Consider the following 15,615-nt stretch of genomic DNA (forward strand, 5'->3'; position numbering starts at 1 on the left):
CGCCGGCATCCGCATTTCCGATCTCGATACCAGCCAGTCGTCGCTGGAAGACATCTTCGTCAGTCTGGTGAGGGCGTCATGAATTTCAGGGCCGTCCGCGCCATCTATCTGTTCGAGATGGCACGCACCTGGCGCACGCTGCTGCAAAGCATCGTCTCCCCGGTGGTTTCGACCTCGCTTTATTTCGTGGTGTTCGGCGCCGCGATCGGCTCGCGCATTGCCGAGGTCGAGGGCGTCAGCTATGGCACATTCATCGTGCCAGGGCTGGTAATGCTGTCGGTGCTGACACAGAGCATCGCCAACGCCTCGTTTGGAATCTACTTTCCGAAATTCGTCGGCACCATCTATGAGCTATTGTCGGCGCCGGTGTCGTATTTCGAGATCGTGCTCGGCTATGTCGGCGCCGCCGCGACCAAGTCGATCATCCTCGGTCTGATCATTCTCGCCACCGCCGCGCTGTTCGTGCCGCTGCACATCATGCATCCATGGTGGATGCTGGCCTTCCTGGTGCTGACCGCGGTTACTTTCAGCCTGTTCGGCTTCATCATCGGGATCTGGGCCGACGGCTTCGAGAAGCTGCAGATGATCCCCATGCTGATCGTGACCCCGCTGGCCTTCCTCGGCGGCAGCTTCTACTCGATCGACATGCTGCCCGAGGGCTGGCGCACCGTCGCGCTGCTCAACCCCGTGGTCTATCTGATCTCGGGGTTCCGCTGGAGCTTCTACGAGATCGCCGACGTCAGCATCGGTCTCAGCGTCGGGATGACGCTGGCGTTTTTCGGCCTCTGCATGGTCGCGGTGTGGTGGATCTTCAAGACCGGATACCGGTTGAAGAATTGACGCGCGAAAACGCGTTATTCCCGCGCAAGCGCGTAGCGCTTGTCGCTGAGGGCGCGCTTAGCGCGAACCCGGGATCTCGAGATTGCGAGTCTGGCCCTCTTGATATTCCGGGTTCGATGCTTTGCATCGCCCCGGAATGACGTTCATCACCGATAGCAGTGGAAACGATCGCGTCGATCATAATAGCCGCGGCAGCGATGGCCACGATCGTTGATCCCGAACACGCCCTTCACGGCACCCATGGCGCCGCCGACACCGGCGCCGACCGCGCCTCCGACCACGCCACCGATCGGGCCGGCCACCCGATTGCCTTCGCGGGAGCCTTCCTGCGCGCCGCGCACGATACCCTGGGCATTGGCAAACTGCGGCACGGCCAGCAGCGCAAGCATGATCGCTGCCACCGCCAGAAGGAATTTCGCCGGCAGACCGGCCGGCGCTGCGGCAGTGCGAATCTTCGTCTTCATGTGAATTCCTCAAGTGTGGGGGCCGGCGATCGACCGGGCGGGAGTATGTAACGCCGTTGCGGCCGAAAGGTTGCTTCGCCAAGGCCAATCCGCGGCGCGAGGGCCGCGATCAACGAAAATTGCGCTGCCGCCCGATTTGGCCTCACCGCCGCCACGGTTGGGCCCTGCGGACCGTTAACGATGAGCGCGCAGGCGGCTGGAACCAGCGCCAGACTCCGTGCATATTGCTGCGGGGGGACGGCGAGCACGGCGTGCGGTGGCACTGGATATGGGCCTGGAGGCCAAAGTAAGATGCGTTGCTTCCTCATTGCTGTCACCGGCCTGATGCTGTCTTTCGGCAGCGCCGCACAAGCCAAGATTGCCATCACCGTCGACAAGAATGCGCAGCTGATGACCGTCGCGGTCGATGGCGTCGAGCGCTACCGGTGGCCGGTGTCGAGCGGCCTGCCCGCCTATGAGACGCCGAACGGCAACTTCAGGACCTTCCGGATGGAGGAGGACCACTACTCCAAGGAGTTCGACGACGCGCCGATGCCGCACGCGATCTTCTTCACCAAATCCGGCCATGCCATTCACGGCACCGACTCGGTGAACCGTCTCGGCAGCCCGGCCTCGCATGGCTGCGTGCGGCTGTCGCGCGCCAATGCGGCGACGCTGTATGGGCTGGTGCAGAAGGACGGCGTGCTCAACGCGACGGTCACGCTGACCGGCTCCTCGCAGATCGCCCTAGCCCGCAACCCGCGGCCCCGCGCCAGCACCGCGGTGGCGCGTCGCGATCCGGCGCCGCAATACAACTCCGCTGGCGATCCGGTGGTGCTGGCGCCGCGGCCGGGCGTGCCCGGCCAGGTCGCTCCGCTGGTCGAGCCGCCAGTACAGGCTCAGGCGGACGACGGCTACATCTATCCGGCCGATGGCTCAGCCAACGAAGCGCGCTATCCGGCGCCGCGCAGCCGGCGCGTGTATGGCGCGCAGGTCTATCCGCGCGAGCAGTATTACCCTGATCGCGGCTACGCGCCGCAATATGCGCCGCAGGGCTATTACCAGCCGCGGCCGTACTACCAGCCGCGTGGCTTGTTTTCCTATCAGGACTGACGCATCGCGGTTCGCGCTGGTCAATATTGCTCACATCCCGGACGCCCCGCAAAGAAATGGCCCCGGCGCGCGACGCGCCGAGGCCTGTTCTATCTCGGTATCCTGGCTCTCAGTAGCGGCCGGAGCCGATACCGATGCTGACGCCGGGAGCACGGATGACGGCGCCGTTGCGCCTGTGGTTGTGACCGCGACGGTCATAATGACGCTGACGGGCATAGGAATCGCGGATGATGACGCGCCTGTTGGAGCGCTGTTGCCAGCAGCGACCCCGTGCGTCGCAAACCATGCGGACCTGCTCGATGTTGCTGTCAGGCAGCACCGCGATGCCCTTTGAAAGCGGAGCGGCTGACGCCGCGGTGGCGAACAGCGCAGCTGCGCCGACGATGAGAGAGATTGCGAGCTTTTTCATTGTGGTCTCCGGTTGATCGTGTCGGGCAGCCAACAGGCTCAACCGTGAATGGTTCCGCAGCGGAAGGGTCAATCGTGCTCAAACTTACTCGTCGCCTTTCTTCAGCCGCCGCCACACCGCGCCCAGCACGTTGGAATAGTCGTCCGTCCAGACCCGCTGATCGTCCTCGGCTTCGGTCAGGGCCCACTGGTCCGACGACGCCAGCCTGCCGACATCGGCCTCCTCGCGCGCCGAGATCACGACCGTGGTCGAGAAGATGTATTCGGAGTCGCGATTGGTATCCTCGCTGTAAACCCAGCTCTTGAGGTCGTTGGCGTCGGCAATGCCCACCACGACGCTGGACAGTTCCAAATGCCGGTTAGACACGTGCATCGCGACGGCGCCCTGCGGCGCCAGCCTCGTCTTGTAGATTTCCATCGCCTCTTCGGTCGCAAGATGAATCGGGATCGCATCCGACGAATAGGCGTCGACGATGATCAGGTCGTAGATGCCGACAGGTTCCTTGGCGAAGGTCAGCCGCGCGTCGCCGATCACCGGCTTCATGTCGGGCTCGCACTTGCTGATGTAGCTGAAATATTTTGGATCCTTCGCGGTATCGACCATGGTCTGGTCGATCTCGAAGAACCTCCAGGTCTCGCCCGGTTCCGAGGCACAGGCGAGCGTGCCGGAGCCGAGCCCGATCACCGCGACGCGCAGCGCACCGCCCTTGCGCTCGCGCATCGCCGCGATCGCCTGGCCGATGCCGCCGTCCTTGTGATAGTAGGTGATCGGCTCGGGCCGCCCGGTCACCGGCGTCCCGTCGTCGTTCTGGTATTTCTCGGCGCCGTGAATCGTGGTGCCGTGCATCAGCACGTGGTATTGCCCATTCGGCGTTACCACGATCTTGTGGACGCCGAAAAAGCTGCGCACGGTTTCCACTCGCCCGTCATCCGGCGGGTAGACCCGGATCAGCGTCAGAGCCAGCGCGACGGTGGCAAAGATCTTCCATCGGTTGGCATTCAGCCCGAGCGCCAGCAGCGCCGAGAGCGCCGCCACGTCGCTGATCACCAGCAACCGGTGATCCTCCAGCCACCGCATCACCTTCCCGTCGAACCAGGCCGGCGCGATCAGGGCCACCGCAAGAACGGCGAGAATCGGCCAGTACCATCGGCTCCAGCGTGCGAACCGCTCGCTGCCGCCGGGCGGCCGGCACAGCGCCGCGCAGGCTAGCAGGATCGGGTATTCGGCGATCCATGAGAAGGTATACGGAGCGATCAGTCCGGCGAACAGGCCGCCGACCATGCCGCCGAATGACAGCGCGACATAGAAGCCGGTGAGGTATTTCGCGGCCGGGCGGGTCCGCGCCAGTTCGCCATGGCAGGCCATCGCGATGACGAAGAAGCAAAGCTGGTGGCCGCCGAGCGTCAGCAACAGGTTCTGCTCGCCGCCGAAAGCCAGCAGCGCAATCACGCCCGCGATCGCCAGGGGCTGCAGCAGCAATACCCATTTGTGCGGCAGCAAGGGCCGCGACTGGAACACCAGTACCCAAGTCAGCAGATACAGCGACAGCGGCAGCACCCATAGCAGCGGCGCCGCCGCGACGTCGGTTGAAATATGCGCGGTCACCGCGATCAGCAGGCCCGACGGCACCGCGGCGAGGAAAATCCATCGCGCGCGCAGAATCCACGGCGGCGCCGGCGCCTCGGCCTCCTCGGTGCGCCGATCGGCGACAGCCAGCATCGGCGACCGCAGCATCAGCACCGCGCAGGCCGCGATCAGGACGATCAGCAGGCCATAGCCGCCGGTCCAGATCAAATTCTGCGTCCGCAGTGTGAACATCGGCTCCAGCAGCACCGGATAGGACAGCAGCGCCAGGAAGCTGCCGATGTTGGACGAAGCATAAAGAAAATACGGATCCGGACCGTTGGGATGGCCTGATCGGAAAAACCAGGCCTGCAGCAGCGGATTATTGGCGGCCAGCGCGAAAAACGGCAGCCCGATCGACACCGCGAACAGGCCGAGCAGCCAGAACTCATAGCCCGAGGTCGGCGGCTCGCCCCAGCCACCCGCGATCGACAGCGGCAGCGTCAGCAGCGCCACCGCCAACAGCACCAGATGGATCGCAACAGGCAGGATGCGGCTCTTCAACTGCATCAGGTAATGCGCATAGGCATAGCCGCCGAGCAGCAGCGACTGGAAAAACACCATCGCCACCGACCACACCGCAGGCGAGCCGCCGAGCCGCGGCAGCACCATTTTGGTGAAAAGCGGCTGCACCGAGAACAGCAGCAGCGCGCTGACGAAGATCGCCGCTGTATAGACCACGAGCACACGCCGATTCCGGGCATCGGTAGCGGCATCCGTGGTGGCGGACGAGTCAGAAAAACTCATGGAAGCTCCGGCTTGAACCCGGCGGGCGCCGGCGGCGGAAATCCGGCCAAGGCGCCGGGGCTACAGGATAAAGCATAGGGTATCATGCCGGGCAATGTGGAACCAAACCCGTCACTTCATGCTGTGCTGCGCTGACCATCTTCGCTAAGAGGGAGGCGTCATTCTGGGGCGATGCGAAGCATCGGAGCCGGAATCTCGAGATTCCGGGCCTGGTCCTACGGACCATCCCGGAATGACGCCATTTTATCCTGAAGCGGACATGAGCGAAACCGACGTCCTGATCATCGGAGCCGGCCATAACGGCCTCACCTGCGCAGCTTATCTGGCGATGGCCGGCCTGCGCGTGAAAGTGGTGGAGCGCCGCACGGTGGTCGGCGGCGCCGCGGTAACCGAGGAATTCCATCCCGGGTTCCGCAACTCGGTCGCGGCCTACACCGTCAGCCTGCTCAACCCGCGGATCATGGCGGACCTGAAACTGGCCGAGCACGGGTTGCGGATCGTCGAGCGCAGCGCGCAGAATTTTCTGCCTTCTCCCGACGGCAGCTATCTGCTGACCGGCGAGGGCCGCACCCATCAATCGATCGCCAAACTCAGCGAACGCGACGCCGCCGGGATCGATGCGTTCACCCGCGAGCTCGAAGAAATCGCCGACGTGCTGCGTGCCTTCGTGCTGCGGGCGCCGCCGAACATCGTCGAAGGCTTCGGCGTCGGCGCGATCCGCGAAGCCTTCAATGCACTGGGGACCGCCGGCATCCTGAACAGGTTGTCGCTGTCGCAGCAGCGCAGCCTGCTCGACCTGTTCACGCGCTCGGCCGGCGAAATGCTGGACGAGACCTTCGAGAGCGATCTGGTCAAGTCGCTGTTCGGGTTCGACGCCATCGTCGGCAATTACGCCAGTCCGTATGCGGCGGGCTCGGCCTATGTGATGCTGCACCACGCGTTCGGCGAGGTGAACGGCAAGAAAGGTGTCTGGGGCCACGCCATCGGCGGCATGGGCGCAATCACGCAGGCGATGGCCAAGGCGGCGCGCAGCCATGGCGTCGAAATCGAAACCGATGCCGGCGTCCGCGAGGTGATCGTCGAACGCGACCGCGTAGCCGGCGTGATCCTCGACAACGGCAAAACCGTTCGCGCCAAATACGTCGCCTCCAGCGTCAACCCGAGACTGCTGTATACGCGGCTGGTGCCGCCGGATGCGCTGCCGGCGGACTTCCTCGGCCGCATCAAGAACTGGCGCAACGGCTCCGGCACCTTCCGGATGAACGTCGCGCTCAACGCCCTGCCCTCGTTCACGGCCCTGCCCGGCGCCCGCGATCACCTCTCGGCCGGCATCATCATCGCGCCCAGCCTCGGCTATATGGACCGCGCCTGGCAGGACGCCCGCGAACATGGCTGGAGCCGCGCGCCTGTCGTCGAGGTGCTGATCCCCTCTACGCTCGACGATACGCTGTGTCCGCCGGGCCAGCACGTCGCCAGCCTGTTCTGCCAGCACGTCGCGCCGGAACTGCCCGGCGGAAAATCCTGGGACGATCACCGCGACGAGGTTGCCGACCTCATGATCGCAACGGTGGACCGATACGCGCCGGGATTTGCAACCAGCGTCATCGGCCGGCAGGTCCTTTCGCCGCTTGACCTGGAGCGCCAGTTCGGGCTGCTCGGCGGCGACATCTTCCACGGCGCGCTGACGCTCAATCAATTGTTCTCGGCGCGGCCGATGCTCGGCCATGCCGATTATCGCGGGCCGCTGAAAGGCCTCTACCATTGCGGCAGCGGCGCCCATCCCGGCGGCGGCGTCACCGGCGCCCCCGGCCACAATGCCGCCCGTGTGATCCTGGGGGATCACCGGGCGCTGTTCAAGTGAGCGGGCACGCCGGAGCCATTCAGGCCCGCTCGCTTGCCGTCGGCGCGCAACCTGCTATGCAGGCGGAAGCGCAGCGTCGCGAGCTACCGAGGTAATCGAAATGAAGCCCCCTGTTCGCGAGCGCCGGCCAATCCATCATTCGCCAGTGTTCTGGATCGGTCTCGCGCTTTGCTTGGCCGCGATCGCGATCTATCTGTGGTCGGACGACCTTTCGTGGCCATCCGCCGGACGCTGAGTCCGGCCTGTCGAGGCAAACGGTGGACACCCGGTGGACATGCTGTGGAAAACCCTGTTGATGTCCCCGGAATAAGGTGCTCGCTTGGCTGTGGATATCCAGGCCAACAGGCTGTGAACAATCCCGTTATGTTCGCTGTATGATCGTAGCCCTGTCGCTCCATTTCCCCGGACCTCGATGACATCAACGACCACCCCCGCGACCCGCCGCGCCAGCTTTGCGATCGGCAATGAGCAGGCCGCGAAACGCGTGGTCGATCTCCTCGACGAGAGCTTCCCCGAAGGCCAGGCCGCGATCACAGCGTTCGAGGGGGCCGGCGGGCGCTGGGAAATCACCGTGAATTTCGCCGAGCCGCCGGACGAATCCGCGATCCGCGAGCTGGTCGGCCTCGCCGCCGGCGACGAGGCGGCGCAGGGTCTCGCCTTCGACACGGTGGAAGCAAAAGACTGGGTCAAGGCAACGCTGGCGGATTTGGTACCGGTGCGCGCCGGGCGCTTCGTCGTGCACGGCCGGCATGATCGCTCGAAAGTGCCGGCCAACAAACTCGGTATCGAGATCGAGGCGGCGCTGGCGTTCGGCACCGGACATCACGGCACCACGCGCGGCTGCCTGTTGCTGCTCGACGAGGTGCTGAAGGCGCATCGTCCCCGCCGCGTGCTCGATCTCGGCACCGGCACCGGCGTGCTCGCCATCGCCGCAGCGAAGGCGCTGCGGATAAAAGTGCTGGCGAGCGACATCGATCCGCTCGCGGTCCGGGTGGCCAGGGAAAACGCCGGGCTCAACGGCGCCGGAGACCTGGTGCAGGCCATTCCCGCCACCGGCTTTGCAGCTCCGGAATTTCCGGAGCGCGCGCCGTTCGACCTGGTGCTGGCGAATATTCTGGCCAATCCGCTGCGGCAAATGGCAACGCCGATGGCGCGGCATCTGGCGCCATCGGCGTTGGTGATCCTGTCGGGACTGCTGCCGCAGCAGGCTCAGAGCGTGGTCGCGGCCTATCGCGCGCGCGGCCTCGTGCTCATAAGGCATCTTTTGATCGAAGGCTGGAGCAGCCTGCTGATGCAGCGCGTGCGTTGAAAATCTGGTCCTGGGGCTAGTCCTGGGGTTTGGGCTCGCGGCGGGCGATCACGCCCTTTTCGCCGCGTTTGGATCGCTTGACGCGTGCCTCGACGAACCGGTCCAGCATCTGGACGATGACACCGCGTTGCTTCTGTTGGATCGACGGAATCGGCCCGCGGCGAACCGGCGGCGGCGAGATTTTCTCAAACGTAAAGGCTGGCATGGTGTATCCCCTCGTCGTTGAGTTGAAACACTCCCGGCACTCCTCCGGATATGTCTGGAACAAGTGTCTGTGACAACAATCGTTCCATCCCGTCTGATGCAGGTGCCGATATTCAAGCACAATTTATGCCAAATCGGTTTGATATGGATCAGATTGCGGAGTTCTCCCCGCGATCCTAAGGTGGCCACACGATGTTCGAAGCCCATTTCCAGACGTTCGAAGACCCAGAGGCCGGGGTGGCGCTGAGCGCGCGGCTGGCGGCGTTTCGCGAGGAACTGGCGCGGCGCAAGCTGACGGGGTTCGTGATTCCCCGCGCCGATCAGCAACAAAACGAGTATGTCGCCCCCTCGGAGGAGCGGCTGGCCTGGCTGACCGGCTTTACCGGATCCGCCGGAATGGCGATCGTTCTGAACCAACAGGCCGCGGTGTTCGTCGACGGCCGCTATACCCTGCAGGCTGCCAAGCAGGTCGACGCCAAGGCCTGGCAGGTCGAGCCGCTGGCCGATCCACCACCGGAAAACTGGCTGGCGCAGCAACTCGCGGCCGGCGACCGCCTCGGATTTGATCCGTGGCTGCATACTTCAGCGGCAGCCGAGCGTCTCGCCGGGGCCTGTGCCAGGGCCGGCGCGGAACTGATTGCGGTCGACAGCAACCCGCTGGATTCGGTGTGGACCGAGCGCCCGCCTCCGCCGCTCGGCCCGGTCGCCGTTCACGGCCCGCACTTTTCCGGCGAGGCGGAGGCCGAAAAACTGCGGCGGATCCGGCTCGAAATCGCGCGGCTCAATATCGACGCGCTGGTGCTGTCGGATTCGCACGCGGTGGCCTGGACCTTCAACATCCGCGGCGCCGATGTCTCGCACACGCCACTGCCACTCTCCTATGCGCTGGTGCCGAAGGAAGGCCGGCCCACGGTTTTCATCGATCACCGCAAGCTTTCCAACAGTGCGCGCGACCATCTCGAACAATCCGCCGACGTCGAGGAGCCGGATGCGCTGACCCCAAAGCTGGCCGCGCTGGCGCAGGCGGGTGCTGCGATCGCGCTCGACAGCGCCACCGCCGCCGACGCGCTGAGCCGCCTGATCCTGGCGGCCGGCGGCAGACCGGTGCGCGGCAACGATCCGGTCAGCCTGCTCAAGGCGGTCAAGAACTCCACCGAGATCGCGGGCACGCGCACGGCGCACCGGCGCGATGCGGTGGCGCTGACACGGTTTCTGGCCTGGATCCACCGCGAGGCGCCCAGGGGCGTGCTGACGGAGATCGACGCCGTCGAGGCACTGGAAAGCTTCCGCCGCGATACCGGCGCGCTGAAGGACGTTTCGTTCCCGACCATCGCCGGCACCGGGCCGAACGGCGCCATCGTGCATTACCGCGTCTCCCGCAAGTCCAACCGGCGGATCGCGCCGGGCGATCTGCTGCTGATCGATTCCGGCGCGCAATATGAAGACGGCACCACCGACGTTACCCGCACCATCGCCGTCGGCGAACCCACGGGCGAAATGCGCGACCGCTTTACCCGCGTGCTGCGCGGCCATATCGCGATCGCGCGCGCGGTTTTTCCCGACGGCACCACCGGCGCCCAGATCGACACGCTGGCGCGCCAGTTCCTGTGGCAGGCCGGTATCGATTTCGATCACGGCACCGGCCACGGCGTCGGCAGCTACCTCTCGGTGCATGAAGGCCCGGCGCGCATTTCGAAAATCGGCACCACGCCGCTGAAACGCGGCATGATCCTCTCCAACGAGCCCGGCTACTACAAGACCGACGGCTTCGGCATCCGGATCGAGAACCTCGAACTGGTGGTCGCCGCCGACATCGCCGGCGCGGAAAAGCCGATGAATGCGTTCGAGGCGCTGACGCTGGCGCCGATCGACCGGCGGCTGATCGACCTCACCATGCTGGATGGCGGGGAACTGGGCTGGCTCAACGACTACCATGCCTGGGTGAGGCGCGAGGTACGCCCGCATCTCGATGAGGCGACGAAGCTGTGGCTGGACGCCGCAACGGCACCGCTTGGGGATTGAGTGATCCGTCATTCCGGGATGGTCCGAAGGACCAGACCCGGAATCTCGAGATTCCGGGTTCGCGTCTTCGACGCGCCCCGGAATGACAATCAATGGCATCCTCCCGAAAACGGAATAGCCGCATTCCGAAACGGGCGTATTCGCGGCTGTCGATGGCACTACAGTCCGATTCACAGGATCGGATTGAACCGGAATGCATGGAGTGATGGGCAAGGCGCCGGGCACCGAGACCAGCCCCGCGACATCGCGAACCACGCTGCTGCTGCTGGTCGCCATGACCGGCGTGGCGCCGATCTCGCTCTATATGCTGGTGCCGGCGCTGCCGGTGCTGGCCGCCAGCTTCGGACGCGACATTTCGATCGCGCAGATGACGGTGTCGCTGTTCATGGTCGGCATCGCCTGCTCGCAGATCATCATGGGCCCGCTGTCCGACAGGTTCGGACGCCGCCCGGTGCTGCTGGCGGGCCTCGGCCTGATGGTGGTGGCGAGTGCGGCCTGTGTCTTCGCGGAAACGCTGCCGCAACTGATCGCGGCGCGGTTCTTTCAGGCGCTCGGCGGCGCCACCGGCATGGTGGTGAGCCGCGCCATCATCCGCGACCTCTACAGCCGCGACCGCGTCGGCGCCATGATCAGCCTGGTGATCGCGGTGATGATGGTGGCGCAGATGCTGAGCCCGCTGACCGGCGGTCTGCTCGAAATCGCGTTCGGCTGGCGCGCCATCTTCTACGTGATGTCGGCTGGTTCCCTGATGATCGCGGTCGCCATCGCCGTCGCGCTGCCGGAGACCCGGCGCGACCGCATCGAGCCCGGCGGCTTTCGCGGCGATGTCGGCAGTCTCCTCACCAGCCGCGCCTTCATCGGCTATGTGCTGTGCCAGGTGCTGGCGTCGCAGATCATCTTCGTGTTCGCCGCCGGCGGTCCCTATATCGTGGTGACGCAGATGGGCCGCACCAGTGCCGAATACGGCGCGTGGTTCGCGGCGACCGGCCTCGCCTTCCTGCTCGGCAATCTCGCTTGCGCGCGCTACGCGCCGCGCCACCGGCTGGAAAATCTGATCTGGTTCGGGCTGGCGCTGCAATTCGCCGGTGCCCTGCTCAACCTGGTATGGGGCGTCACCGGGCTCAACCATGCGCCGGCATGGCTGTTCGGCACCCAGATGCTGGTGATGTTCGCCAACGCCTTCGTGATGTCGAACTCGGCGGCCGGCGCCATCAGCATCCGCCCCGAAGCCGCCGGCACCGCCTCCGGCGCGATGGGATTCCTGCAGATGGGCCTGGGCGCGCTGGTATCGCACTTCGGTGCGTATCTCGGCGGCCATTTTGCGACCCCGGTGCCGCTCAACATCGCCATCGTGGTACTGTCGGTGGCCTGCGCCTCGACGATGATCTTTTTGATCCCGCGCCGCGAACCGGTGGCCAGCGAGGCGTCGATCGAGAAGGCGGAGGACGAGTCGAAGTTGTTGTGAGGGCAAGCCCAAACAAAAAATGCGAAACAACCCCATGCACAGAATGGCTGGACGGGAGGCACCCGTCCCGCCACAAGATATAGTATGCCGCGGCTCTGCTAACGGTGTCGTCGCCCGCGAAAGCGGGCGATCCAGTACGCCGCGGCTTCTCGGTTCAACTCAGACGGCTCTGGAATACTGGATCACCCGCCTTCGCGGGAGACGACAGCTGAGTTGTGGCGGACGAACGTGCGACACCCGCTCACTCCCCGAACAGCTTCGTCTCACCTCATTTCTCGACAACGACTTCGCTGATCTGCATGACCGGCGCGATGTCGGTGTAATTGGGAATGTCCGCCATGATCTCCTTGGCGTGCGGCCCAAAACCCTTCTGGAACGCCTCGATCGAGTCGGCGAAGATGTGGCACATGCCGACATAGGTCGCGGGATCGCCGGGCGCTCCGCCGGCAAGCCCCTTGTCGACGGTGTAATATTTGCAGGCGTCGCCCATGCGCGCCTTCACGAGCGGCATGTGCTTGTCCCGATAATATTGATGGTCGAAGCGCGCACCCGTCTTGTTGGGATACATCACACTGACCTTGATCATGGCTTCCTCCTGGTTCGACGTTTATGAGGCATTCTGGCGCGCCCGGCGCGTTGCATCAAGACGCCGTAACCACTCACTCCCCGATCAGCTTCAACCAATCATCCTCGCTCAGCACGGCGATGCCGAGTTCGCGCGCCTTTGTCAGCTTGGAGCCGGCGTCTTCGCCCGCGACCAGATAATCGGTTTTCTTCGAGACCGAGCCGGCGACCTTGGCGCCGAGGCGTTCGGCCACCGCCTTGGCTTCGTCGCGGGTAAATTTTGTCAATGATCCCGTGAACACCACGGTCTTGTCCGATACCGGCGAGCTTTTTCGCGGCCGCTCGGCCGGCTTCACTTCGTCGAGTTCGTCGATCAACTGGCCGAGCGCCTTGACGTTGCGCGGCTCGGCGAAGAACTCGACCACCGCATCCGCGACGATTTCGCCGACGCCACCGATATCGTTGAGTTCCTGATAGGCCTCCGTGGTGTTGGCCTCGCCGGTGCCGCCCTTGGCCGCCGCCAGCATGGCGTCGCGAAACGCTTCGAAGGTCCCGTAATGCCGGGCCAGCAGCTTGGCATTGCCCTCCCCGACATGGCGGATGCCGAGCGCATAAATCAGGCGGTGCAGTTCGATGCTGCGGCGGGCGTCGATGGCGGCAAACAGGTTGCGTACCGAGGTTTCGCCGTAGCCTTCGCGCTGCATCAGCTTGCTTTGCGAACGCGCATCGCGCTTCTGCAGCGTGAAGATGTCGACCGCCGACATCACCAGACCGTCCCGGTAGAATTCCTGGATCTGCTTGTCGCCGAGCCCGTCGATGTCGAACGCCAGCCGCGACACGAAATGTTTCAGGCGCTCCACCGCCTGGGCCGGGCAGATCAGCGCGCCCGTGCAGCGGCGCACCGCCTCGTCTTCCTCGCGGACGGCATGACTGCCGCATACCGGGCAGGTTTCGGGAAATTTGTACGGCTTCGCATTCTTCGGCCGCTTGTCCATCACGACGCCGACGACCTGGGGAATCACGTCACCGGCGCGCTGCACGATGACGGTATCGCCGACGCGAAGATCGACGCCGTCGCGGATCGGGTTGCCGTCGTTGCCGATCCCCTTGATGTAATCCTCATTGTGCAGCGTCGCATTCGAGACCACGACGCCGCCGACCGTGACCGGCTCGAGCCGGGCCACCGGCGTCAGCGCGCCGGTGCGGCCGACCTGGATGTCGATGCCGTTGAGAACGGTCATCGCCTGTTCCGCCGCGAATTTGTGCGCGATGGCCCAGCGCGGACTGCGCGACACGAAGCCGAGACGGTCCTGCCAGTCGAGCCGGTCGACCTTGTAGACCACGCCATCGATGTCATAGCCGAGCGTGGCGCGCTCTTGCGCGATCTCGGCGTAGAATTCGAGAACGGCGTCGACATCCTTGCAGAGCCGTGTCCGCGGATTGACGACGAAGCCGGCTCTGCCCATCCACTCCAGCATGCCGTGCTGGGTGTCGGCCGGCCGTTCGCTCATCTCTCCCCAGGTATAGGCAAAGAACTTCAGGGGGCGCGACGCGGTGATCGAGACATCCTTCTGGCGCAATGAGCCCGCCGCCGAATTGCGCGGATTGGCAAAGACCGTATCGTCGGCTTCCGCCTGCTTCCTGTTCAGTTCGAGAAAATCCTTCTTGAGCATGTAGACTTCGCCGCGCATCTCGCAGGCCGCCGGAATATTGCGGCCCTTCAGCGCGTGCGGAATGTCCTTGATGGTGCGCACATTGGCGGTGACATCCTCGCCGGTAAAACCGTCGCCGCGCGTCGCCGCGCGGACCAGTTCGCCGTTCTCGTAGCGCAGCGACAGCGACAGGCCGTCGATCTTCGGCTCGGCGACCAGGGCTGGAACATGCTCGGTATCGAGCTTGAGAAATCGCCTGACGCGCTCGACGAATTCGGTCACGTCGGCATCGCTGAAGGCATTGCCGAGCGAAAGCATGGGAACGGCATGCTGCACTTTTGCAAAGCCGCGCGCCGGCGCCGCGCCGACTTTCTGCGACGGCGATTCCCCGGTCACGAGCTCGGGGAATTTCGCCTCGATCGCCAGCAGCCGCTGGCGCAGCGCGTCGTATTCCGCATCCGATACGGTCGGTGCGTCCTTCTGGTAATAGCGCTCGTTGTGCGCCTCGATCTCCAGCGTGAGGCGCATGTGCTCGACCTTGGCCTGCGCCCTGGTGAGCTTGGCGATGTCGGCGGGGCTGATTTTTTTTGGTTTTGCCATCATGATGGTTGCTTGAGTTCGTCATTCCGGGATGGTCCGAAGGACCAGACCCGGAATCTCGAGATTCCGGGTTCGCGCTCCGCGCGCCCCGGAATGACGTCGTACTTGAGATTATGAGCTACGGTCATGGCTTATTACGTCTATATCCTTGCGAGCAGAAAGGATGGAGCAATCTACATCGGAGTGACGAACGATATCGTGCGCCGGATTTACGAGCATCGGATCAAAGCGGTCCCGGGATTTACTTCCAGGTACAATATCACACGGCTGGTATGGTTCGAAATTTACGACGATCCGATCTCCGCCATTTCCCGCGAGAAAGAATTGAAAAAATGGAAGCGGGCCTGGAAGATGCAATTGATCGAGGCGCAGAATCCACAGTGGGACGATTTGTACGAGTCGATCTGTACCTGAGACCGTCATTCCGGGATGGTCCGAAGGACCAGACCCGGCGAGATTCCGGGGTCGCCTCTTCGAGGCGCCCCGGAATGACGGTGCAGTGGAACGATTTGTACGAGTCGATCCGTACCTGAGTTCGTCATTCCGGGATGGTCCGAAGGACCAGACCCGGAATCTCGAGATTCCGGGTTCGCCTCTTCGAGGCGCCCCGTAATGACGGTGCAGTGGGACGATTTGCACGAGTCGATCGGTACCTGAGACCGTCATTCCGGGATGGTCCGAAGGACCAGACCCGGAATCTCGAGATTCCGGGTTCGCCTCTTCGAGGCGCCCCGTAATGACGGTGCAGTGGGACGATTTGCAC

13 protein-coding genes are annotated in these 15,615 nt (G+C 64.3%); 7 read left to right on the plus strand and 6 right to left on the minus strand.

Annotated features, from left to right (window positions below; translation table 11 throughout):
- The first annotated feature begins 78 nt into the window (after nucleotides 1–78).
- The gene (locus Q8R73_RS24390; protein ID WP_305722102.1) at nucleotides 79–840 is read left to right on the plus strand and encodes an ABC transporter permease; all 762 of its coding nucleotides are present in this window, start codon (nucleotides 79–81) and stop codon (nucleotides 838–840) included.
- A 146-nt stretch (nucleotides 841–986) separates the two neighbouring features.
- Here Q8R73_RS24390 and Q8R73_RS24395 read toward each other — a convergent pair whose 3' ends face one another.
- Nucleotides 987–1,304, minus strand: coding sequence for a hypothetical protein (locus Q8R73_RS24395; protein ID WP_305722103.1), 318 nt, complete (start codon nucleotides 1,302–1,304; stop codon nucleotides 987–989).
- 291 nt (nucleotides 1,305–1,595) lie between these two features.
- Here Q8R73_RS24395 and Q8R73_RS24400 point away from each other — a divergent pair, with 291 nt between their 5' ends.
- Complete coding sequence (locus Q8R73_RS24400; protein WP_305722104.1) at nucleotides 1,596–2,396, plus strand: L,D-transpeptidase; 801 nt, start codon at nucleotides 1,596–1,598, stop codon at nucleotides 2,394–2,396.
- A gap of 109 nt (nucleotides 2,397–2,505) precedes the next feature.
- Here the strand turns inward: Q8R73_RS24400 and Q8R73_RS24405 are convergent, their stop codons facing one another.
- Both Q8R73_RS24405 and Q8R73_RS24410 read right to left on the minus strand, forming a co-directional pair.
- Nucleotides 2,506–2,805, minus strand: coding sequence for a hypothetical protein (locus Q8R73_RS24405; RefSeq protein WP_305722105.1), 300 nt, complete (start codon nucleotides 2,803–2,805; stop codon nucleotides 2,506–2,508).
- 84 nt (nucleotides 2,806–2,889) lie between these two features.
- Nucleotides 2,890–5,175: a spermidine synthase gene (locus Q8R73_RS24410; RefSeq protein WP_305722106.1), complete on the minus strand. Its 2,286-nt coding sequence runs from the start codon at nucleotides 5,173–5,175 to the stop codon at nucleotides 2,890–2,892.
- 259 nt (nucleotides 5,176–5,434) lie between these two features.
- Here Q8R73_RS24410 and Q8R73_RS24415 point away from each other — a divergent pair, with 259 nt between their 5' ends.
- Nucleotides 5,435–7,036, plus strand: a complete 1,602-nt coding sequence (locus tag Q8R73_RS24415; protein WP_305722107.1) for an NAD(P)/FAD-dependent oxidoreductase — start codon at nucleotides 5,435–5,437, stop codon at nucleotides 7,034–7,036.
- A 412-nt stretch (nucleotides 7,037–7,448) separates the two neighbouring features.
- The gene (locus Q8R73_RS24420) at nucleotides 7,449–8,345 is read left to right on the plus strand and encodes a 50S ribosomal protein L11 methyltransferase (protein WP_305722108.1); all 897 of its coding nucleotides are present in this window, start codon (nucleotides 7,449–7,451) and stop codon (nucleotides 8,343–8,345) included.
- Between the two features lie 16 nt (nucleotides 8,346–8,361).
- On the opposite strand, the gene Q8R73_RS24425 is transcribed toward Q8R73_RS24420, so the two are convergent.
- Entirely contained in the window at nucleotides 8,362–8,550 is a 189-nt protein-coding gene (locus Q8R73_RS24425) for a hypothetical protein (protein WP_305722109.1), read from the minus strand.
- 191 nt (nucleotides 8,551–8,741) lie between these two features.
- Here Q8R73_RS24425 and Q8R73_RS24430 point away from each other — a divergent pair, with 191 nt between their 5' ends.
- Together Q8R73_RS24430 and Q8R73_RS24435 are read left to right on the plus strand one after the other, a co-directional pair.
- Nucleotides 8,742–10,571 carry an aminopeptidase P family protein gene (locus Q8R73_RS24430; RefSeq protein WP_305722110.1) on the plus strand — a complete coding sequence of 610 codons (1,830 nt, stop codon included), beginning with the start codon at nucleotides 8,742–8,744 and terminating at the stop codon, nucleotides 10,569–10,571.
- Nucleotides 10,572–10,764: 193 nt separating this feature from the next.
- A complete protein-coding gene (locus Q8R73_RS24435; RefSeq protein WP_305722111.1) occupies nucleotides 10,765–12,036 on the plus strand; it encodes a multidrug effflux MFS transporter in 1,272 nt (423 codons plus the stop codon).
- Between the two features lie 268 nt (nucleotides 12,037–12,304).
- Here the strand turns inward: Q8R73_RS24435 and Q8R73_RS24440 are convergent, their stop codons facing one another.
- Nucleotides 12,305–12,622 carry an EthD family reductase gene (locus tag Q8R73_RS24440; RefSeq protein ID WP_305722112.1) on the minus strand — a complete coding sequence of 106 codons (318 nt, stop codon included), beginning with the start codon at nucleotides 12,620–12,622 and terminating at the stop codon, nucleotides 12,305–12,307.
- A gap of 73 nt (nucleotides 12,623–12,695) precedes the next feature.
- Nucleotides 12,696–14,855, minus strand: a complete 2,160-nt coding sequence (gene ligA, locus Q8R73_RS24445; protein ID WP_305722113.1) for an NAD-dependent DNA ligase LigA — start codon at nucleotides 14,853–14,855, stop codon at nucleotides 12,696–12,698.
- A 123-nt stretch (nucleotides 14,856–14,978) separates the two neighbouring features.
- Here ligA and Q8R73_RS24450 point away from each other — a divergent pair, with 123 nt between their 5' ends.
- On the plus strand, nucleotides 14,979–15,266 hold the full coding sequence (locus Q8R73_RS24450) for a GIY-YIG nuclease family protein (RefSeq protein WP_305722114.1): 288 nt from the start codon (nucleotides 14,979–14,981) through the stop codon (nucleotides 15,264–15,266).
- Nucleotides 15,267–15,615: the final 349 nt, after the last annotated feature.

It is taken from the genome of Bradyrhizobium sp. (assembly GCF_030697065.1).
In the GTDB taxonomy this organism is placed as follows: domain Bacteria; phylum Pseudomonadota; class Alphaproteobacteria; order Rhizobiales; family Xanthobacteraceae; genus Bradyrhizobium.